At 72.0% G+C, this 19,500-nt stretch carries 18 protein-coding genes; 11 read left to right on the top strand and 7 right to left on the bottom strand.

Annotated elements, in window-relative coordinates:
* Window positions 1-137 precede the first annotated feature (137 nt).
* From AB0J10_RS17475 to tyrS, 3 genes are all read left to right on the top strand, one after another.
* The gene (locus AB0J10_RS17475; protein WP_363062412.1) at window positions 138-1,661 is read left to right on the top strand and encodes a TldD/PmbA family protein; all 1,524 of its coding nucleotides are present in this window, start codon (window positions 138-140) and stop codon (window positions 1,659-1,661) included.
* Entirely contained in the window at window positions 1,658-3,049 is a 1,392-nt protein-coding gene (locus AB0J10_RS17470; protein ID WP_363062410.1) for a metallopeptidase TldD-related protein, read from the top strand. Before AB0J10_RS17475 ends, AB0J10_RS17470 begins: the two co-directional genes overlap by 4 nt.
* A gap of 81 nt (window positions 3,050-3,130) precedes the next feature.
* Complete coding sequence (gene tyrS, locus AB0J10_RS17465) at window positions 3,131-4,399, top strand: tyrosine--tRNA ligase (RefSeq protein ID WP_363062408.1); 1,269 nt, start codon at window positions 3,131-3,133, stop codon at window positions 4,397-4,399.
* Between the two features lie 154 nt (window positions 4,400-4,553).
* On the opposite strand, the gene AB0J10_RS17460 is transcribed toward tyrS, so the two are convergent.
* Window positions 4,554-4,829, bottom strand: a complete 276-nt coding sequence (locus AB0J10_RS17460) for a GlsB/YeaQ/YmgE family stress response membrane protein (protein ID WP_363062406.1) — start codon at window positions 4,827-4,829, stop codon at window positions 4,554-4,556.
* A 215-nt stretch (window positions 4,830-5,044) separates the two neighbouring features.
* Here AB0J10_RS17460 and AB0J10_RS17455 point away from each other — a divergent pair, with 215 nt between their 5' ends.
* Window positions 5,045-5,470 (top strand): DUF3099 domain-containing protein, encoded by a 426-nt coding sequence (locus AB0J10_RS17455; protein ID WP_363062404.1) that lies wholly within the window; start codon window positions 5,045-5,047, stop codon window positions 5,468-5,470.
* A gap of 202 nt (window positions 5,471-5,672) precedes the next feature.
* Entirely contained in the window at window positions 5,673-5,933 is a 261-nt protein-coding gene (locus tag AB0J10_RS17450; RefSeq protein ID WP_363062402.1) for a hypothetical protein, read from the top strand.
* On the opposite strand, the gene moaA is transcribed toward AB0J10_RS17450, so the two are convergent.
* From moaA to AB0J10_RS17435, 3 genes are all read right to left on the bottom strand, one after another.
* On the bottom strand, window positions 5,916-6,905 hold the full coding sequence (gene moaA, locus AB0J10_RS17445; RefSeq protein WP_363062400.1) for a GTP 3',8-cyclase MoaA: 990 nt from the start codon (window positions 6,903-6,905) through the stop codon (window positions 5,916-5,918). The genes AB0J10_RS17450 and moaA overlap by 18 nt on opposite strands.
* Before the next feature lie 215 nt (window positions 6,906-7,120).
* A complete protein-coding gene (locus AB0J10_RS17440) occupies window positions 7,121-8,755 on the bottom strand; it encodes a cation acetate symporter (protein ID WP_363062398.1) in 1,635 nt (544 codons plus the stop codon).
* Window positions 8,752-9,117, bottom strand: coding sequence for a DUF485 domain-containing protein (locus tag AB0J10_RS17435; protein WP_363062396.1), 366 nt, complete (start codon window positions 9,115-9,117; stop codon window positions 8,752-8,754). The genes AB0J10_RS17440 and AB0J10_RS17435 overlap by 4 nt, the downstream gene beginning before the upstream one ends.
* A 273-nt stretch (window positions 9,118-9,390) precedes the next feature.
* Here AB0J10_RS17435 and AB0J10_RS17430 point away from each other — a divergent pair, with 273 nt between their 5' ends.
* Window positions 9,391-10,929 (top strand): S8 family serine peptidase, encoded by a 1,539-nt coding sequence (locus AB0J10_RS17430; protein WP_363062394.1) that lies wholly within the window; start codon window positions 9,391-9,393, stop codon window positions 10,927-10,929.
* A 187-nt stretch (window positions 10,930-11,116) separates the two neighbouring features.
* On the opposite strand, the gene AB0J10_RS17425 is transcribed toward AB0J10_RS17430, so the two are convergent.
* The 3 genes from AB0J10_RS17425 to AB0J10_RS17415 form a co-directional block, all read right to left on the bottom strand.
* Entirely contained in the window at window positions 11,117-12,160 is a 1,044-nt protein-coding gene (locus tag AB0J10_RS17425) for a zinc-dependent alcohol dehydrogenase family protein (RefSeq protein WP_363062392.1), read from the bottom strand.
* A gap of 199 nt (window positions 12,161-12,359) precedes the next feature.
* Window positions 12,360-13,292 carry a sterol desaturase family protein gene (locus AB0J10_RS17420; RefSeq protein WP_363062390.1) on the bottom strand — a complete coding sequence of 311 codons (933 nt, stop codon included), beginning with the start codon at window positions 13,290-13,292 and terminating at the stop codon, window positions 12,360-12,362.
* Window positions 13,293-13,443: 151 nt separating this feature from the next.
* On the bottom strand, window positions 13,444-14,115 hold the full coding sequence (locus AB0J10_RS17415) for a VIT family protein (RefSeq protein WP_363062470.1): 672 nt from the start codon (window positions 14,113-14,115) through the stop codon (window positions 13,444-13,446).
* A 214-nt stretch (window positions 14,116-14,329) separates the two neighbouring features.
* Between AB0J10_RS17415 and AB0J10_RS17410 the strand changes: the two genes are divergently transcribed.
* The 5 genes from AB0J10_RS17410 (at window position 14,330) to AB0J10_RS17390 (ending at window position 19,496) form a co-directional block, all read left to right on the top strand.
* Window positions 14,330-14,956: a TetR family transcriptional regulator gene (locus AB0J10_RS17410; protein ID WP_363062388.1), complete on the top strand. Its 627-nt coding sequence runs from the start codon at window positions 14,330-14,332 to the stop codon at window positions 14,954-14,956.
* 193 nt (window positions 14,957-15,149) lie between these two features.
* Complete coding sequence (locus tag AB0J10_RS17405) at window positions 15,150-16,133, top strand: DEDDh family exonuclease (protein ID WP_363062386.1); 984 nt, start codon at window positions 15,150-15,152, stop codon at window positions 16,131-16,133.
* A gap of 172 nt (window positions 16,134-16,305) precedes the next feature.
* On the top strand, window positions 16,306-16,539 hold the full coding sequence (locus AB0J10_RS17400) for a hypothetical protein (protein ID WP_017948874.1): 234 nt from the start codon (window positions 16,306-16,308) through the stop codon (window positions 16,537-16,539).
* A 113-nt stretch (window positions 16,540-16,652) separates the two neighbouring features.
* Window positions 16,653-17,456 (top strand): SURF1 family protein, encoded by an 804-nt coding sequence (locus AB0J10_RS17395; protein ID WP_363062384.1) that lies wholly within the window; start codon window positions 16,653-16,655, stop codon window positions 17,454-17,456.
* A gap of 243 nt (window positions 17,457-17,699) precedes the next feature.
* Complete coding sequence (locus AB0J10_RS17390; protein ID WP_363062382.1) at window positions 17,700-19,496, top strand: glycoside hydrolase family 15 protein; 1,797 nt, start codon at window positions 17,700-17,702, stop codon at window positions 19,494-19,496.
* The last annotated feature ends 4 nt before the right edge of the window (window positions 19,497-19,500 follow it).

The raw sequence follows: 19,500 nt of genomic DNA, 5'->3' as shown, positions 1-19,500 counted from the left end.
GGATCGACCCCTGACAGTGGCGTCACGGATGCACTGTCGGGTCCCTACAGAAAGCGGTAGGCAGCGGGCATCCGGGCGCGACATGATCGGGGCGACCGGTCCTGTGCCGACGGGTCCCACCATGACAGGAGACATTCGTGGCTCATTCCATCGACGAAGCCTTCACGGCGTTGCCGCTGCGGGCGCTCGCCGACGCGGCGCTCGCGCGGGCGCGCGCGCTCGGCGCCGCGCACGCCGACTTCCGGCTGGAGCGCGTGCGCAGTGCCGCATGGCGGCTGCGGGACGCGAAGCCGGCGGGCTCGTCCGACACCACCGACCTGGGGTACGCGGTGCGGGTCGTGCACGGCGGGGCCTGGGGGTTCGCGTCCGGGGTCGATCTGACCATGGACGGTGCCGCCAGGGTGGCGGGCCAGGCCGTGGCGATGGCGAAGCTGTCGGCGAAGGTGATCACGGCCGCCGGCTCGGACGAGCGGGTCGAGCTGGCAGACGAGCCGGTGCACGCGGACCGCACCTGGATCTCCTCGTACGAGACCGACCCGTTCGCCGTCCCGGACGAGGACAAGTCCGCGCTGCTGGCGGACTGGAGCGCGCGACTGCTGCGGGCGGCCGGCGTGGCGCACGTGGACGCCTCGCTGCTGACCGTGCACGAGAACAAGTTCTACGCGGACACCGCGGGCACGGTCACCACCCAGCAGCGGGTCCGGCTGCACCCGCAGCTCACCGCGGTCGCCGTGGACGAGACCACCGGCGAGTTCGACTCCATGCGCACCATCGCGCCGCCGGTGGGCCGCGGCTGGGAGTATCTGACCGGGACCGGCTGGGACTGGGACTCCGAGCTGGAGGAGATCCCGGAACTGCTGGCCGCGAAGATGCGCGCGCCGAGCGTCGAGGCGGGGACGTACGACCTGGTCGTGGACCCGTCCAACCTGTGGCTGACGATCCACGAGTCGATCGGGCACGCCACCGAGCTGGACCGGGCGCTGGGCTACGAGGCCGCGTACGCGGGCACGTCCTTCGCCACCTTCGACAAGCTCGGGAAGCTGCGCTACGGCTCGCCGGTGATGAACGTGACCGGGGACCGGACCGCGGAGCACGGGCTGGCGACGGTCGGGTACGACGACGAGGGCGTGCAGGCCCAGAGCTGGGACCTGGTGAGGGACGGCACGCTCGTCGGCTACCAGCTCGACCGCCGGATCGCGCGCCTCACTGGCCTCGGACGCTCCAACGGCTGCGCCTTCGCCGACTCGCCGTCGCACGTCCCGGTGCAGCGGATGGCGAACGTGTCCCTCCGCCCGGAACCGGGCGGGCTGTCGACGGAGGACCTGATCGGCGGGGTGGAGCGCGGCATCTACGTCGTCGGGGACCGGTCCTGGTCGATCGACATGCAGCGGTACAACTTCCAGTTCACCGGCCAGCGCTTCTACCGCATCGAGAACGGCCGGCTGACCGGGCAGCTGCGCGATGTCGCCTACCAGGCGACGACGACCGATTTCTGGGGGTCGCTGGAGAAGGTCGGGGGCCCGCAGACGTATGTCCTGGGAGGCGCCTTCAACTGCGGCAAGGCCCAGCCGGGCCAGGTCGCGGCCGTCTCGCACGGCTGCCCGTCCGCGCTGTTCCGCGGCGTCAACATCTTGAACACCACCCAGGAGGCCGGTCGATGAGCCCCGTCAGCAAGCCGCACGAGATCGTCGAGCGTGCCCTCGAACTGTCCACCGCAGACGGCTGCGTCGTCATCGCCGACGAGCACTCTTCGGCCAATCTCCGATGGGCCGGGAACACCCTCACCACGAACGGCGTGACCCGGGGCCGTACGCTCACGGTGATCGCGACCCTGGACGGGGCTCAGGGCACCGCGTCGGGAGTGGTGTCCCGGTCGGCCGTGACGGCCGCGGACCTGGAGCCGCTGGTGCGGGCGGCCGAGGCGGCCGCCCGGGCCGCGGGTCCCGCCGAGGACGCCCAGCCACTGGTGAGCGGTGTCCCGGCGGCGGGCGACTTCACCGACGCCCCGGCGGAGACCTCCTCGGCCGTCTTCGCCGACTTCGCGCCCGCGCTGGGCGAGTCCTTCGCCCGCGCCCGGGCGGGCGGCCGCGAGCTGTACGGCTTCGCCAACCACGAGCTGACCTCGACGTACCTCGGCACGTCAACGGGGGTGCGGCTGCGTCACGACCAGCCCAACGGGACGCTGGAACTCAACGCCAAGTCGCCGGACCGCAGCCGCTCGGCCTGGGCGGGACGCTCGACCCGGGACTTCAAGGACGTCGACCCGGCGGCCCTGGACGCCGAGCTGGCGACCCGACTGGGCTGGGCGGAGCGCCGGATCGAACTGCCCGCGGGCCGCTACGAGACGCTGCTGCCGCCGACGGCCGTCGCGGACCTCCTGATCTACCAGCTGTGGTCCTCCTCGGGCCGGGACGCCGTCGAGGGCCGCACGGTCTTCTCCAAGCCCGGCGGCGGCACCCGCATCGGCGAGCGGCTGTCCGAACTGCCGCTCACGCTCCGCAGCGACCCGGACGAGCCGGGGCTCGAGTGCGCACCGTTCGTGATCGCGCACTCCTCCGGCGGCGACGCGTCGGTGTTCGACAACGGTCTTGCGGTGCCCTCGACCGAGTGGGTTCGGGACGGCGCGCTGGAGCGGCTGATCACCACCCGGCACAGCGCCGGGCTCACCGGGCTGCCGGTCTCCCCCGCCGCCGACAACCTGGTCATGGACGCGGGCGGCGAGCGGTCGCTGGAGGAGATGGTCGCGTCGACCGGGCGGGGGCTGCTGCTGACCTGCCTGTGGTACATCCGGGAGGTCGACCCGGCCACGCTGCTGCTGACCGGGCTGACCAGAGACGGTGTCTATCTCGTGGAGAACGGCGAGGTCACCGGGGAGGTGAACAACTTCCGCTTCAACGAGTCGCCGGTCGACCTGCTGTCGCGGGCCCAGGAGGCGGGACGGACGGAGAAGACGCTGCCGCGGGAGTGGAGCGACTGGTTCACCAGGGCGGCCATGCCGGCGCTGCGCGTCCCGGACTTCAACATGAGCTCCGTCAGCCAGGGCGTCTGACCCTTCGGGCGAAGCCATAGACTGCTGGATGCCCCTCGGGGCGGATCACCTTCCTTCCACTGTTCGAGGAGAACCGGAACCGTGACGGACATCGTCGACGAGCTGAAGTGGCGCGGGCTGTTCGCCCTGTCCACCGACGAGGACGCTTTGCGCAAGGCGCTCGCGGACGGTCCCGTCACGTTCTATTGCGGTTTCGACCCGACCGCGCCCAGCCTGCACGTCGGTCATCTGGTGCAGGCGCTCACCATGCGCCGGCTCCAGCAGGCGGGACACCGCCCGCTGGCGCTGGTGGGCGGGGCGACGGGCCAGATCGGCGACCCCAAGCCGACGGCCGAGCGCACCCTGAACGACCCGGCGACCGTCGCGGACTGGGTGGAGCGGGTCCGTGCCCAGATCGAGCCGTTCCTGTCGTTCGAGGGCGAGAACGCGGCGGTCGTGGTCAACAACCTGGACTGGACGGCGGGCATGTCCGCCATCGAGTTCCTCCGGGACATCGGCAAGCACTTCCGCGTCAACAAGATGCTGACCAAGGACTCGGTCGCCCGCCGGCTCGAGTCCGACCAGGGCATCAGCTACACCGAGTTCAGCTACCAGCTGCTGCAGGGCATGGACTTCCTGGAGCTGTACCGCCGCCACGGCTGCACCCTGCAGCAGGGCGGCAGCGACCAGTGGGGCAACCTGACCGCCGGTCTGGACCTGATCCACCGCCTGGAGCCGCACGCGAGCGTGCACGCGCTCGCCACCCCGCTGATGACCAAGGCGGACGGCACCAAGTTCGGCAAGACCGAGGGCGGCGCGGTCTGGCTGGACCCTGAGATGACGACGCCGTACGCGTTCTACCAGTTCTGGCTGAACGTGGACGACCGCGACGTCTCCGGGTACATGCGGATCCTGAGCTTCCGGAGCCGTGAGGAGCTCGAGGAGCTGGAGAAGCTCACCGAGGAGAGGCCGCAGGCCCGCGCCGCGCAGCGTGCGCTGGCCGAGGAGCTGACGACGCTGGTGCACGGCGCCGACCAGTGCGCCGCCGTCATCGCCGCGTCGAAGGCGCTGTTCGGCCAGGGCGAGCTCGGGGACCTGGACGCGGCGACCCTGGCGGCGGCACTGTCCGAGCTGCCGCGGGCCCGGGTGCCGGAGCCGGCGCCGGTGGCCGACCTCTTCGCGGAGGTGGGGCTGGTGGCGAGCAAGTCGGCCGCCCGCCGCACCATCAAGGAGGGCGGCGCCTACGTGAACAACGTGAAGGTGGCCGCGGAGGACGCGGTCCCGGCCGCGGACGAACTGCTGCACGGCCGCTGGCTGGTGCTGCGGCGCGGCAAGAAGAACCTGGCCGCGGTGGAGGTCACGGGCGGCTGAGCCGGTGCCCGGGACTCCGGGCACGGCGCCGCACGCACACGGCGGTACGCGAAGCGAGGCGACGGCCGGGCGGGTTCTTCCCGCCCGGCCGCCGTGCTGCCCGGGTCCACCGCTCTCGCGCTCGCGGGAGTCCGGCCGCGCGGCGCGGGACCCCTCAGGCCACCTTCTTCCTGCCGCGGACGGCGATGTACAGCATGTCGCCCACGGCGACGACGACCAGGGCGGCGATGATCTGGAGGGCGTGACGGCCCCAGTCGACACCGGGGGTCTCCGCGATCCCGAAGGCTCCCGCGAGGGCGTTGCCGACGATGCCGCCGATGATGCCGAAGATCGTGATCAGCCAGAGAGGACTGTGCTGCTTCCCCGGCAGGATCGCCTTGGCGATCAGCCCCAGCACGAATCCGACGATGATCGCCCACAACCAGCCCATCGCTGCCTCCCGCTTTCGGATCGACGCAAGCAGTTACGGACAGTTTCGAGGCATCCGTCATACAGCGCATGTCGGACAACGGTGCAGTGGGCTGCGCGATGCCGCCTCGGGCCCGGCACCAGGCCCCGGTCCCGCATGCGGCCCAGCCGCGGCGTACCGTGGAAGCAGGTTCGCACCGGGGAGGGCCCGGCGCGGGGGCTGAGCGGCGGAACGACATGCGGAAGCACAAGGAGACCGAGGTCTTCCGGATCACCGGCGCCCGTCAGGGGCTGGCCGAGGACGTGCGCGGCCGCCAGCGCCGATACGTGATCTCCATGTCGGTCCGCACCCTCGCGGTGGTCCTCGCCGCGGTCCTGTGGAACGTCGAGCGCCATGTGGCGATCGTGGCGCTGGTGCTGGGTGCGGTCCTGCCCTACATCGCCGTGGTGATCGCCAACGCGGGCCGGGAGAGCGCCCCGAAGCCGCTCGCCACCTTCGTACCGGCACCCACGAGGCCCGCACTCGAGAGCGGTACGCCTGCGCCGCGGCCGGCACCGGAGGACGCGGCGAACACCGGGCGCGCGGTGCGGGCGGAGCGGGCGAAGGGCGATGCGGAAGGCCGTGCGGATCACGCCCCGGAGCGGGAATCCCGGCAGGGCTGAGCCGCGGATCGGCGGGGCCGGCGGCAGGCGCGCCGGCAAGCTCAGGAAAAGCTCAGATCAATCATGAAGTTCCGGTGCACCGCGGCCCGTTCCGCGTGACATACTGCCAGTGCGCTCCGCATCCCCCGTCGGAGCGACGGACCGACGCCGGGCAGCTCCCCCCGTGGCTGCTCGGCGTCGCCTCGTTGTGGAGAATGATCCGGTGAGTACTGACCCGGTGAGCGCCGAAATCCCCGTCTGCTCCGCGAAGGGCTGCCGAGCCGCCGCGGTGTGGGTGCTGGCCTGGAACAACCCGAAGCTGCACACTCCGGAGCGCCGCAAGACATGGCTGGCCTGCGAGGAGCACCGCGAGCACCTGTCCGGCTTCCTCGGGGTGCGTGGCTTCCTGAAGGACGTCGTGACGCTCGACGAGTGGGAGGGCCCGGCCTCCGGCGATGGACGGGGCTCAGCCGCCGATCGCTGACATGGGGCGCTGCGGCTGGAGGAACTCCGGGTCGTCCAGGCCCGATCCCGCCTTCTTCCCCCACATCGCGAGCTTCCAGATCCGGGCGATCTCCTCGTCCGGAGCGCCGGAGCGCAGCGCGCCGCGCAGATCGGTCTCCTCGCGGGCGAACAGACAGGTGCGGACCTGCCCGTCGGCGGTGAGGCGGGTGCGGTCGCAGGCGCTGCAGAAGGGCCGGGTGACGGAGGCGATGACCCCGACGCGGTGCGGGCCGCCGTCCACGAGCCAGCGCTCCGCGGGCGCGGAGCCACGGGCCTGATCGCCCTCGGGAGTGAGCTCGAAACGGGTACGCAGGGACTGCAGGATGTCACCCGCGGTGATCATGCCGTCGCGCTTCCAGCCGTGCTGGGCGTCCAGCGGCATCTGCTCGATGAAGCGCAGCTCGTAGGCGTGCTCGACGGCCCAGGCGAGCAGTTCGGGGGCCTCGTCGTCGTTGAGTCCCGGCATCAGGACCGTGTTGACCTTCACGGGGGTCAGCCCGGCCTCGCGGGCGGCCGCCAGGCCCTCGACGACGTCGTGGTGGCGGTCGCGGCGGGTGAGGGTCTTGAAGACCTCGGGGCGGAGCGTGTCCAGCGAGACGTTGACCCGGTCCAGCCCGGCGGCCTTCAGGGCCGTGGCGGTGCGCTTCAGTCCTATGCCGTTCGTGGTCAACGAGAGCTTAGGGCGGGGCTCCAGCGCGGCGCAGCGCTCCACGATGCCGACGAGGCCGGGCCGCAGCAGCGGCTCACCGCCGGTGAAGCGGACCTCGGTGATCCCGAGCCGCGTCACCGCGATGCGGACGAGCCGGACGATCTCGTCGTCGGTGAGCAGGGTGGTCTTGGACAGCCACTGCAGCCCCTCTTCCGGCATGCAGTACGAACACCGGAGATTGCACCGGTCGGTGAGCGAGACCCGCAGGTCGGTGGCCACACGGCCGTAGGTGTCGATGAGCACTGTCGGCCCCCTCCCCGTGTTCGGAAGTCTTACTGTGCACTCGTCTCGTGAGTGAGGAACTCGTCCTACCAGCGAGCCTACGCGAGACCTCCGACAACGGCAGGGGCCGTTTGCCACGAGGTACGACGCGGCCGCGTCGTAGGACCCTACGACGCGGCCGCGTACGGGCGCATGACGTTCTCCTCCTCCGCGGGCGCCGGCGCCCGTGAGGTTCCTCAGTGGGCGCCGACGCCCGTGAGGGACTTGACCTCGAGTTCCGCGTACTTGCCCCGGTCCGGCTCCTCCCCGGACAGCAGGGAGCCGATCCAGCCGAGCAGGAAGCCCAGCGGGATGGAGACGAGTCCGGGGTTCTCCAGCGGGAACCAGGCGAAGTCCACCGAGGGGAACATGGACGAGGGCTTTCCGGAGACGACCGGGGAGAACAGCACGAGCACCACCGACGAGACCAGACCGCCGTAGATGGACCACAGGGCGCCCGAGGTCGTGAACCTCTTCCAGAACAGGCTGTAGAGGATCGTCGGCAGGTTCGCCGACGCGGCGACGGCGAAGGCGAGCGCCACGAGCCCGGCCACGTTCAGATCGCGGGCCATGGCCCCCAGCCCGATGGAGACGACGCCGATGAGGACGGTCGCCCAGCGGGCCGCGCGGACCTCCTCCTTCTCGGTGGCCCGTCCCTTGCGGATGACGTTGGCGTAGATGTCGTGCGCGAACGACGAGGAGGAGGCCAGGGTGAGCCCGGCGACGACGGCGAGGATGGTGGCGAACGCGACCGCCGAGATGACGGCCAGCAGGACCGCGCCGCCGGCGGAGTCGGCGCCGCCGATGTGCAGGGCGAGCAGCGGTGCCGCGGTGTTTCCGGCCTTGTTGGATGCCGTGATCTCCTCCGGACCGACCAGGGCGGCCGCGCCGAAGCCCAGCGCGATCGTCATCAGGTAGAACCCGCCGATGATGCCGATGGCCCAGATGACCGACTTACGGGCGGCCCTCGCGGTGGGCACGGTGTAGAAGCGGATCAGGATGTGGGGCAGACCGGCGGTGCCGAGCACCAGGGCGATGCCGAGCGAGAGGAAGTCCAGCTTGGAGGTGCCGGTGGCGCCGTACTTGAGGCCCGGCTCCAGGAAGGCCGCGCCCTTGCCGCTCTGCGCGGCCGCGGTGCCGAGCAGGTCGGAGATGTTGAAGTTGAACTTCCACAGCACCAGGAAGGTGATGAGCAGGGTGCCGGCGATCAGCAGCACGGCCTTGACCATCTGCACCCAGGTGGTGCCCTTCATCCCGCCGATGGTGACGTAAAGGACCATCAGCACGCCGACGAGGCCGACGATGGCGATCTTCCCGGCGTCGCTGGTGATGCCGAGCAGCAGCGAGACGAGCACGCCGGCGCCGGCCATCTGGGCGAGCAGGTAGAAGATCGAGACGACGATGGTGGACGTGCCGGCGGCGGTGCGCACCGGCCGCTGCCGCATCCGGTACGCGAGGACGTCGCCCATGGTGAACCGGCCCGAGTTGCGCAGCGGTTCGGCGACGAGCAGCAGGGCGACCAGCCAGGCGACGAGGAAGCCGATGGAGTAGAGGAAGCCGTCGTACCCGAAGAGGGCGATGGCGCCGGCGATGCCGAGGAACGACGCGGCGGACATGTAGTCGCCGGAGATGGCGAGTCCGTTCTGGAAGCCGGTGAACTGGCGTCCGCCGGCGTAGAAGTCGGCGGCGTCCTTGGTCTGGCGGCCGGCCCAGACGGTGATGAAGAGCGTCGCGACGACGAAGGCCGCGAACAAGGTGATGATCAGCGGGCGGTGCTCACCGGCGTCGCTCGCCGCCGCGAGCCGGACGGCCTGGAGTGTGGTGCTGCTCATGCGTCGGCCTCCATACGGGACTTGAGCGCATCCGCCCTGGGGTCGAGCTTCTCGGCCGCGTGCCGCGCGTAGAACCAGGCGATGAGGAAGGTGGTGGCGAACTGGGCGAGGCCGAGGGCGAAGGCCACGTTGATGTTGCCGAAGAGCCTGGTGCCCATGAAGCCGCCCGCGTAGTTGGACAGCAGAACGTACAGCAGGTACCAGGCGATGAAGGCGACGGTCAGGGGGAAGGCGAAGGAGCGGTAGGTGCGGCGCAGTTCGGCGAATTCCGCGCTCTCCTGCACCTCGACGAACGCTTCGGTCGTGGGCTGGGCGGGACCGAGGTCCTTGCCCCCAGCGGGCGGCGGTGCTTCGGTGGTCACGGACTCTCCTCGCGCCGCGGGTGCGGCAGACATGGACGGACGGGGTCTCGTAGGGGTGCGGGGCGGCTCGCCCCTCCCTCTGACAACGGCACGGCGCACACCGAGAGGTGGTTCACCTCCGGGTGCATTCGCGCTCGCTTTTCCGCCCGATTTTCGGAACCGGGTTCCCGAAGTCGTTGATGTGCCCGGATGATCGGCGATAGCTTCACTCGTCATGTACCCGCCCATACGCACGGGGTGTCTGGGCGGCCAACCGGATGATGTGGAGATCCCATGGCTCATCTGCGACCCAGACGGACGCGCGCGATAGCACTGCCCGCGGGTCTGGCGCTCACGGCCTCGCTCGGATTCCTGCCCGCGGGCGCGGCGACCGCCGCCCCCGCCGACGACACGCCCGCCGCCGTCTCGACCGACGGCCCGAAGCTGTCGTACGTCGTCAACGTGGACGGCGGCCGATCGGCCGTCACCAAGGTGAAGCGGGCGATCGCGAAGGCCGGCGGCACGGTGGTGATCGCCTACGACCGGATCGGCGTCGTCGTCGTCCATTCGCAGAACCCTGACTTCGCCGAGCAGATCCGCACGGTGAAGGGCGTCGCCTCGGCGGGCGCCACGCGCACCAACCCGCTGGTCCCCCAGCGGGACGACGCCATCGACGCCGAGCAGCCGCTCACCGCCGAGCAGGCGAAGGCCGCCGCGGCCAGGGCGACCGGCGAGCAGGACCCGCTGGAGCCCCTGCAGTGGGACCTGCCGGCCATCAAGGCCGACAAGGCCCACCAGCGCTCCCTGGGCAGCAGCAAGGTCACGGTCGCCGTCCTGGACTCGGGGATCGACGACACCCACCCGGACATCGAGCAGAACTTCGACCGCCGGGCGTCCGCGAACTGCGTCAGTGGCGTACCGGTCACCGAGAACGAGGCGTGGCGTCCGGCGGCGGGCGAGAGCGACCACGGAATGCACGTGGCGGGCACCATCGCCGCCGCGAAGAACGGCTTCGGCGTCACCGGTGTCGCGCCCGGCGTGAAGGTGTCCAGCCTGAAGGTGGCGAACCCGGACGGGTTCTTCTACACCGAGGCGGTCCTCTGCGGCTTCATGTGGGCCGCTGACCACGGTGCCGACGTGACCAACAACAGCTACTACGTCGACCCGTGGCTCTACAACTGCAAGGCCGACGAGGACCAGAAGGCCCTGGTCGAGACCCTCACCCGGGCCACCCGGTACGCGGAGCGCAAGGGCGTGGTGAACGTCGCCTCGGCCGGCAACTCGCGGACCGACCTCACCTCCGAGGAGGTCACCGACACGACGAGCCCGAACGACACCACGCCGGTCTCACGGGTCGTCAGCCCGCGCGAGTGCCCGGACATCCCGGCCATGCTGCCGGGTGTGGTCACGGTGTCGGCGACCGGGGCCAAGGGGATCAAGTCGTCGTACTCGAACTACGGCAACGGGGTCGTGGACATCACGGCACCGGGCGGCGACTCCACCGCCCTCCAGCCGCCGGAGGCCCCCGCCACCAGCGGGCTGATCCTCTCGACCACGTTCAGGGGCGGCCACACCTGGAACTACAAGGCGGGCACGTCCATGGCGTCCCCGCACGTCGCGGGCGTCGTCGCACTGATCAAGTCGAAGCACCCGAGGATGTCGGCGGCCGGAGTGAAGGCCCTCCTGTACGCACAGGCCGACGACCGTCCGTGCACCAACCCGTACGACATCAACGGCGACGGCACGGTCGACGCGGTGTGCGAGGGCGGCAAGAGCAAGAACGGCTTCTACGGAGCCGGTATGGCGGACGCGCTGGACGCGGTGCGCTGGTAGCCGGTCGCGTCGGCCCGGTGGGCGGCTCGCCGCCCACCGGGCCGACGCGGGCACGGACGAGGGGGTCCGGGCGGTGGCAAGACGCCCGGGCCCCTTTGGCGCGGGCGGCCGGACGGTGACTGCCGACCCGGCTGAGGCGGTGTCAGCGGACGGCCCGGCCGGGATGTCCGGCGCGGGCCCCCGGGGCTCAGGGCTTGACGAGTACCTTCAGGGCCGAGCGCCCGTCCATGGCCCGGTAGCCCTCTGGGACGCCGTCCAGGTCGACCGTCATGTCGAAGACGGGCGACGGGTCGACCGTGCCGTCCAGGACGTCCGGGAGCAGTTCCGGGATGTAGGCGCGGACGGGGGCGACACCGCCGCGCAGCGCGATGTTGCGGCCGAACATCACACCGAGGTCGAGTCCGGTTCCGCTGCCGTGCGGCACTCCGACGTAGCCGATGGCGCCGCCGTCGCGGGTGATCCCGACGGCGGTGCGCATCGACTGCTCCGTGCCGACCGCCTCGATCACGGCGTGCGCGCCGTGACCGCCGGTCAGCTCGCGCACGGCGGCGACGGCCTCGTCGCCGCGTGCGGCGACGACGTCCGTGGCGCCGAAGGTGCGGGCGATGTCGGTGCGGACCCGGTGGCGGCCGAGCGCGACGATCCGCTCGGCGCCGAGACGTCGGGCGGCGAGGACGCCGCACAGCCCGACCGCGCCGTCGCCGACGACCGCGACGGTGCTGCCCTTGGTGACGCCCGCGCCGAGCGCGGCGTGGTGGCCCGTGCCGAGCACGTCGGAGAGCGCGAGGAGCGCGGTCAGCAGCCGTTCGTCGGAGAGCGCCGCGGCGGGGAGCCCGACCAGGGTGGCGTCGGCGAACGGGACGCGCACGGCCTCGCCCTGGCCGCCGTCGCTGCCGGGCGATCCCCAGAAGCCGCCCCGCGGGCAGGACGTCTGCAGCCCCTCGGCGCAGAACCGGCAGGTGCCGTCGGACCAGACGAAGGGCGCGACGACGAGGTCGCCGGGTGCGAAGGCGCTCACCTCGGCGCCTGCCTCCTCGACGACGCCCAGGAACTCGTGGCCGATGCGCTGGCCGGGCTGCCGCTCGGCCTCGCCGCGGTAGGCCCAGAGGTCGCTGCCGCAGATGCAGGCACGCACCACCCGTACCACCACGTCGCCCGGCTCCCGGACCCGGGCGTCGGGCACCTCCTCCACACGCATGTCGAAGGGGGCGTGGATGGTGGTGGCGCGCATGTCGGGCGGATCCTCACTACTCGTACGTCGGTACGCGCCTCACCGTACGCCCCGTCCCGGACGGACGCCGCCCGAGGGCACCCGGCGTGAGCAGGCACTGCGCCACGGCATGGCTGAGGATGATCCGGAAGTCGGCGGCCGGGAGCCGGGGCCGGGCGGCGAGGCCGGAAGCGGCCGCCGAGCGCGCGGTCGGCGGTGCTCACGCGAGGCGCTGCGCGGCGGCGGGGGCACCGGTCGTGCCCGCGGGCCCGGTGGCACCGGCGGGTCCCGGAGCGTCGGCGGCCGCCACCGGGGAGGCGCCCTGCGGCTGCCAGCCGGGCCCGCGGAACAACCGCCCGGCCCGCTCGCGCCAGTCGGCCGCCGACCGTACGTCACGGGCGATCCCCAGGTACTCGTGCGTGGCGACCCGCAGCGGGTTGTACGTCTCGATGTTCTTGGTGAGTCCGTACACCGGTCGCTCGGTCTCGGCCGCGAAGGACCCGAAGAGGCGGTCCCAGACGATGAGGATCCCGCCGAAGTTCCGGTCCAGGTATCCGCCTTGGGAGGCGTGGTGGACCCGGTGGTGGGACGGGGTGTTGAGCAGGTACTCGACGGGGCGCGGAAGTTTGCCGATCCGCTCGGTGTGGATCCAGAACTGGTACACGAGGTTCACCGAGGAGCAGAACGCCAGGGCCGCCGGGTGCACCCCGCACACGACCATCGGGAGGTAGAACGGCCAGGAGCTGAAGGCGGTCCACGGCTGGCGGAGCGCGGTGCTGAGGTTGAACTTCCGGCTGGAGTGGTGCACCACGTGGCAGGCCCACAGGACGCGGACGACGTGGTGGCCGCGGTGGGACCAGTAGTAGCAGAAGTCCTGTACGAGCAGCATCGGCAGTACGGTCCACCACAGGACTGGCACCCGCAGCGGCGTGAGTTCGTACGCGGCGGTGTACATCGCGAGGACCGGGATCTTCCACAGCAGGTCGAAGAAGAGGCTGCCCAGTCCCATGCCGATGCTGGTGGCGGTGTCCCTCGGGGCGTAGCCGGCGGCCTCGTCGTCGGGACGGAGCCGGTAGCTCACCATCTCCACGACGGTGAGCAGGATGAAGGCGGGGATCGACCACAGCACGACATCAGGCAGGTTGGACGGCATGCGGGCACCGTAGAGGCGGGTGCGGCGGCGCGGCCAGATGGTGTCACCGACAAGTTCGCGAGACGGGTTGTCAGGAGGTTTCGGCGACTTCCACCAAGTGTGCGGGGACGCGCGGCGACGCGGCGTCACCTCCGCCGCCCGGACGGCGGCGTCAGATTCCCGCGGCTCCCAGCAGCGAGCCCGCCGCGTAGGTGACCCCCATCGCCAGCGCGCCCCCGCACACGTTGCGCACCATCGCCCGCCCGGCCGGTGCCGCTCCGAGGCGGGCGCTCCACCAGCCGGTGAGGGCGAGGGCGAACAGCACCGACACGACCGTCACCGGCAGCCGGGCGGTGGCCGGTGGCAGGACGATGGCCAGCAGGGGCAGCAGGGCCCCCACGGTGAAGGCCAGGAAGCTGGCGCCTGCCGCGTGCCAGGGGTTGGCGAGTTCGTCGGGGTTGATGCCGAGCTCGACCCGGGCGTGGGCGCGGAGCGCGTCGCGTGCGGTGAGCTGCTCCGCCGCCGCGCGGGCGACCTCGCGGGAGAGGCCGCGGGCCGCCAGCAGATCGGTCAGTTCGTCGAGTTCGGCCGCGGGCTGTTCGCTGAGCTCCCGCTTCTCCAGGGCCAGGGCGGCCTTCTCCGAGTCGCGCTGGGTCGAGACCGAGACGTACTCGCCCGCGGCCATCGACATGGATCCGGCGAGGAGACCGGCGAGTCCGGCGGTCAGCAGCACCGCGCGGTCGCTCGTCGCACCGGCCACGCCGACCACGAGGCCCGCGGTCGACACGATGCCGTCGTTGGCGCCGAGGACCGCGGCGCGGAGCCAGTTGAGGCGGGTGCCCATGGACGTGTCGTGGGGCTCGTGCTGGGGTGTCGATTGCGTCACGCCAGGGAGGGTCTCACTCCCGGCGCCGCGGAGGCGGACGCCACACGCGCGCCGGAGGCAGTGCCGGTGCGGGGCGTACCGCCCGGCGCCCGCCTGTAACACGGTTACACCGTCGGCCGATGGAGAACAAGAAGCCGTTTCCTCAACGGGGTTGACCGCAGATGGGGGTTACATGTCACGTACGGTACTGACCCGCGAGCAAGTGCTGGAGGCGGCGGACGACCTCGTGAAACAGCACGGCCCCGACGCACTCACCATGCGGGGGCTCGCCGCCCGGCTCGGTACGGCCGTGACGTCCATCTACTGGCACGTCGGCAATCGCGAGTCGCTGCTCGACGCGCTCGTGGATCGGACGGTGGAGGAGATGGGGGCGATACAGCCGACCGGACGCACCCCGGCCACCCGGATCGCCTCGGTCGCCCGACGGCTGCGCGGCGAACTGCACGCCCGGCCCCATCTGATCGCCATGGTCCATGAACGCGGCCTGACCGAGCGGGTGTTCCTGCCCGCGCAGCGTGCCCTCGTCCGCGAGGTGCACACCGCCGGACTGCGGGGAGCACGGGCCGCCGAGGCGGTCCGTGCGGTGCAGTTCCAGGTGGTCGGCTTCGTCCTGGTCGAGTGCGCGCGGGGGCTGGCGCCGGCGGAGGAACCCGGCCGGGAGCGGCCGCGGAAGACCGTGAGCGCGCGCAAGGACCCGGCCCTGGCCCGTGCGCTGGCGCGCCCCGCCGACCCCGAGCGGCTGTTCGCCGCGTCCCTGCGGGCGCTGGTCAAGTCCCTGCTGGCCCAGGGGAACCCCTGAGGCCCGAGCGGGCCGCACACCGCCCGTCGGAGAATTCCGCACATGTCCGGCAGATCCGCACCAGCCGGTCATGGTGAATTCCACCGCTCCGGTGCGGGCCTGACGGGGCCCCAGATGTGTGTCCCGCCGGCCGTGGCCGGGCCGGGGCGCGCACGGGCCGGAGCCACCGTGTCAGTGGCGGCCCGTAAGCTCTGTGACCATGCTCGACAACGGTACGACAGCAGCGGCGTGGCCGGCCGCGTATCCACAGGGGTACGCGGTCGTCGACGTGGAGACCACCGGCCTCGCCCGTGACGACCGGATAGTGTCGGCTGCCGTCTACCGCCTGGACGCACAGGGAAACGTCGAGGACCACTGGTACTCCCTGGTCAACCCCGAGCGGGATCCCGGTCCGGTGTGGATCCACGGGCTGACGAGCGACATGCTGGAGGGCGCGCCGCTCTTCGGGGACATCGCCCAGGAGTTCGCGCACCGGCTGGACGGCCGGGTGCTCGTCGCGCACAACGCCGTCTTCGACTGGTCCATGATCGCCAGGGAGTACGCGCGGGCGGAGCACGTCGCACCCGTGCGCCAGCGGCTGTGCACGATCGCGCTGTCCAAGGAGCTGTCGCTGCCCCTGCCCAACCACAAGCTGGAGTCGCTCGCGGCACACTTCGGTGTGGTCCAGCGCCATGCGCACAACGCCCTGGACGACGCCCGGGTGCTGGCGGAGGCGTTCCGGCCGAGTCTGCACACGGCGGCCGAGCGGGGCGTGCGGCTGCCGCTGCTGGAGTGCCGTCCGCTCACGGAGTGGTCCACGGCCCCCTCCGCGCCGCGGATCGGCCGGCAGGCGTCGAGGCCCTCGTACCGGCCGAACGGCTGGCGCCCGTCACGCAAGCGACCGCCGTGCCCCTACCCGAATCCGGGGCGCTACCAGGCCGACAAGCCACTCGTACAGGGCATGCGGGTGGCCTTCTCGGGCGACACCTCGGTCGAGCGCGAACTGCTGGAGGACCGTGCCGTCGAGGCCGGGCTCCATGTCGCGACGAGCGTCTCCCGGCTGACGAGCCTCCTGGTGACCAATGACCCGGAGGCCCCCACCTCGAAGACGGTCAGGGCGAGGTCGTACGGGACGCCGATCATCGACGAGGCCGCGTTCACCCAGCTCCTCAGGGACGTCGCGCCGGCCGAGGGGTGACGCCCCGCCGGCGGCCTTCGGCCGACCGGACCTCCCGCGGCGGACGGACCCCGGGCGCACGGGCCGGGCCGCCCCCGCCACCGTCCGGGCCCGTGCGCCGGTCGGGTGCAGCCGCCCCGACCCGCCCGGAGGGATCTTGCTCCGGTCCGCCGCCCTCCGGACCATGCGGCCCATGGCACGTTGCGAGGTCTGCGGAAACGACTACGGCATGTCCTTCGAGGTGCACGCGCAGGGCGCGGTGCACGTCTTCGACTGCTTCTCCTGCGCCATCCACCGGATGGCCCCCATCTGCGAGCACTGCAGGGTCCAGATCATCGGCCAGGGCGTCGAGGTCCAGGGACACTGGTACTGCGGCGGGCACTGCGCCCGCGCCGAGGGGAGGACGGGCATCGTCGACAAGGTGTGACGCCGGCTTCCCGGCACCCGCCCCGCTCCCCCTCCTCCACTGCAGGCACGTTCCCCGGCCACGCCCGGGACCCTGCCGCCGGACACCCCACGACCGAGTTGTACCGTCGTGGGGTGTACCGCTTCCTGTTGTCCCGGCAGTGGGTGATCCTCACCCTCGTCAGCCTCGTCCTCATCCCCGTGATGGTCGAGCTGGGCTACTGGCAGCTGCACCGGCACGAGCGCCGCGTCGCGCAGAACGAGCTGATCGCGGACAACCTCGCCGCTCGGCCGGTACCCGTCACCGAGCTGACCTCCCCGGGGCACACCGTCCCACGCACGGACTACTGGCGGCACGCCACGGCCACGGGCACCTACGACACCGCCCACGAGGTCGTCGTGCGCCGCCGCACCGACAACGACGAGCGCGTCGGGGTGCACGTCCTCACCCCGCTGGTCCTCGCCGACGGCCGTGCCGTCCTGGTCAACCGGGGCTGGGTGCCCGCGGCGGCCGACCAGACCGCGTACCCCGCCGTGCCGCCGGCACCGAAGGGCCAGGTCACCGTCACGGGCCGGCTCATGGCGGACGAGACCACCGACGCGAGCGGGATCAAGGACCTCAGCGGGCTGCCGCCGCGTCAGATCATGCTGATCGACAGCGAGCAGCAGGCCAAGAGCCTGGGCCGGCCCGTGCTCGGCGGCTACCTGCAGCAGACCGCCCCCGAGCCGGCCGGTGGCACCCCCGAGCTGATCGCGGAGCCCGACCACGACTCCATCGGCGCGCACATGGCGTACGCGGTCCAGTGGTGGCTGTTCGCGGCCGGTGTCCCGGTGGGCTGGGTGGTCCTGGTCCGCCGCGAGAAGCGCGACCGGGCCGCGGCGGCCGCCGGACCGGCCGCCGAGGAAACGCCCGCGACGGCGGGCGCGACGGCGAGCTGAACGGCCGGGCCCGCCCCGGCGACGCGGGGCCGGGCCACGGGAGCGTCCCGGAGAAGCCCGGTGTCCGCGCGGGCACGGGCAGGGCACCGCCCCGGGGCGGGCCCGTCGGTCCCGAGGCCCAGGGCTCGCGACCCACCGACGCGAACCCCCGAGCGCCGCCCGGGCGTTCCCCGCCCCGCGAAGGTCCACCGCGTGGCAGGCACCACCGCTTAGGCGGCCGCCGGCGAGGGAAAACGGCATGTCGTGACCCAACGCATCGAGGACTACGCCCTGATCGGCGATCTGCAGACCGCGGGTCTGGTGGGCAGGGACGGCTCGGTCGACTGGCTGTGCCTGCCGCGCTTCGACTCCGGGGCCTGCTTCGCGGCACTGCTCGGCAACGACGACAACGGCCATTGGCGGCTCGCGCCCAAGGGCGCTGGGACCTGCACCCGCCGCCGCTACGTCCCGGGCACGCTCGTCCTCGAGTCGTTCTGGGAGACGCGGACCGGCACGGTCAAGGTCATCGACTTCATGCCGCAGCGCGACAAGGCCCCCGACGTCGTACGGATCGTGGAGGGCGTCAGCGGCAGCGTCGAGATGGCCGCGACCCTGCGGCTGCGCTTCGACTACGGCTCGGTCGTACCGTGGATGCGGCGGACGAACGACCACCGGGTGGCGGTCGCGGGCCCCGACTCCGTGTGGCTGCGGCTCGAGAACCCCGACTCCGTGCCGGTGAAGACCTGGGGCCAGCAGTTCAGCACCGTCTCGTCGTTCACCGTCGGCGCCGGCCAGAGCCTGGCGTTCGTCCTCACCTGGCACCCCTCGCACGAGCCGGCTCCCCGGCTCCTCGATCCCTTCCACGCGCTGAGCGCGAGCGTGGACGACTGGCAGGAGTGGTCGGCGCGGTGCAGCTACGAGGGGCCGTACCGGGAGGCCGTGGTCCGCTCGCTGATCACCCTGAAGGCGTTGACCTACGCTCCGACGGGCGGGATCGTCGCCGCTCCCACGACCTCCCTCCCCGAGGATCCCGGCGGCGTACGGAACTGGGACTACCGCTACTGCTGGCTGCGCGACTCCACGCTGACACTCGGCGCGCTCCTCTCCACCGGCTATGTCGACGAGGCCGCGGCCTGGCGGGACTGGCTGGTGCGCGCGGTGGCGGGTGACCCCTCGGGGCTGCAGATCATGTACGGGGTGGCCGGGGAGCGCAGGCTGCCGGAGACGGAACTGCCGTGGCTGCGCGGTTACGAGGGCTCCGCGCCGGTACGGATCGGCAACGGCGCCGTCGACCAGCTCCAGCTCGACGTCTACGGCGAGGTCATGGATGCGTTGCGGCTCGGCCGCGAGGCCGGACTGGAGTCCGCGCCGCACGCCTGGAACCTCCAGCTGAGCCTGCTGGGTTTCCTGGAGTCGACGTGGCGGGAGCCCGACGAGGGCCTGTGGGAAGTGCGCGGGCCGCGGCGCCACTTCGTGTTCTCCAAGGTGATGGCGTGGGTGGCGGCCGACCGCGCCGTACGGACGCTGGAGGACGACCCCGGACTCCCCGGCGACGTGACCCGGTGGCGGGCGATGCGGGACGCTGTGCACCGGGAGGTGTGCGACCGGGGGTTCGACGCGGACCGGAACACCTTCACCCAGTACTACGGTTCGGACGAGCTGGACGCCTCGGCGCTGCTCATCCCCCGGGTGGGCTTCCTGCCGCCGGACGACCCGAGGGTCGTGGGCACGGTCGACGCGGTGCGGTCCGGGCTCGGCCGGAACGGGCTGATCAACCGCTACAGCACGAAGGGGCCGTCCGTCGACGGACTGCCCGGCCGTGAAGGAACGTTTCTCGTCTGCTCGTTCTGGATGGTCGACGCCCTCCGTGCGACCGGGCGGGTGGAGGAGGCCAAGGACCTCTTCGAGCGGTTGCTGGAACTGCGCAGCGACGTCGGCCTGCTGGCGGAGGAGTACGACCCGGTGGCGCGGCGGCAGCTCGGGAACTTCCCGCAGGCGTTCAGCCATGTGGGACTGGTCGGCTCCGCCCTGGCTCTCGCCGCACGCGGCGCGGCAGGATAGGGCC

The sequence above is a fragment of the Streptomyces sp. NPDC049887 genome (assembly GCF_040656535.1).
GTDB lineage: Bacteria > Actinomycetota > Actinomycetes > Streptomycetales > Streptomycetaceae > Streptomyces.
Note: the sequence above shows the minus strand (reverse complement) of the source record. Positions and strands in the feature narration are given on the sequence as shown.

Excerpts from the sequence above, each read along its gene's own strand:
- AB0J10_RS17410 (WP_363062388.1), top strand. The coding sequence starts at position 14,330 with ATGTCACGTACGGTACTGACCCGCGAGCAAGTGCTGGAGGCGGCGGAC.
- AB0J10_RS17420 (WP_363062390.1), bottom strand. The coding sequence starts at position 13,292 with ATGCCGTCCAACCTGCCTGATGTCGTGCTGTGGTCGATCCCCGCCTTC.
- AB0J10_RS17470 (WP_363062410.1), top strand. The coding sequence starts at position 1,658 with ATGAGCCCCGTCAGCAAGCCGCACGAGATCGTCGAGCGTGCCCTCGAA.
- AB0J10_RS17460 (WP_363062406.1), bottom strand. The coding sequence starts at position 4,829 with ATGGGCTGGTTGTGGGCGATCATCGTCGGATTCGTGCTGGGGCTGATC.
- AB0J10_RS17455 (WP_363062404.1), top strand. The coding sequence starts at position 5,045 with ATGCGGAAGCACAAGGAGACCGAGGTCTTCCGGATCACCGGCGCCCGT.
- AB0J10_RS17415 (WP_363062470.1), bottom strand. The coding sequence starts at position 14,115 with ATGGGCACCCGCCTCAACTGGCTCCGCGCCGCGGTCCTCGGCGCCAAC.
- AB0J10_RS17440 (WP_363062398.1), bottom strand. The coding sequence starts at position 8,755 with ATGAGCAGCACCACACTCCAGGCCGTCCGGCTCGCGGCGGCGAGCGAC.
- AB0J10_RS17425 (WP_363062392.1), bottom strand. The coding sequence starts at position 12,160 with ATGCGCGCCACCACCATCCACGCCCCCTTCGACATGCGTGTGGAGGAG.
- AB0J10_RS17400 (WP_017948874.1), top strand. The coding sequence starts at position 16,306 with ATGGCACGTTGCGAGGTCTGCGGAAACGACTACGGCATGTCCTTCGAG.
- AB0J10_RS17430 (WP_363062394.1), top strand. The coding sequence starts at position 9,391 with ATGGCTCATCTGCGACCCAGACGGACGCGCGCGATAGCACTGCCCGCG.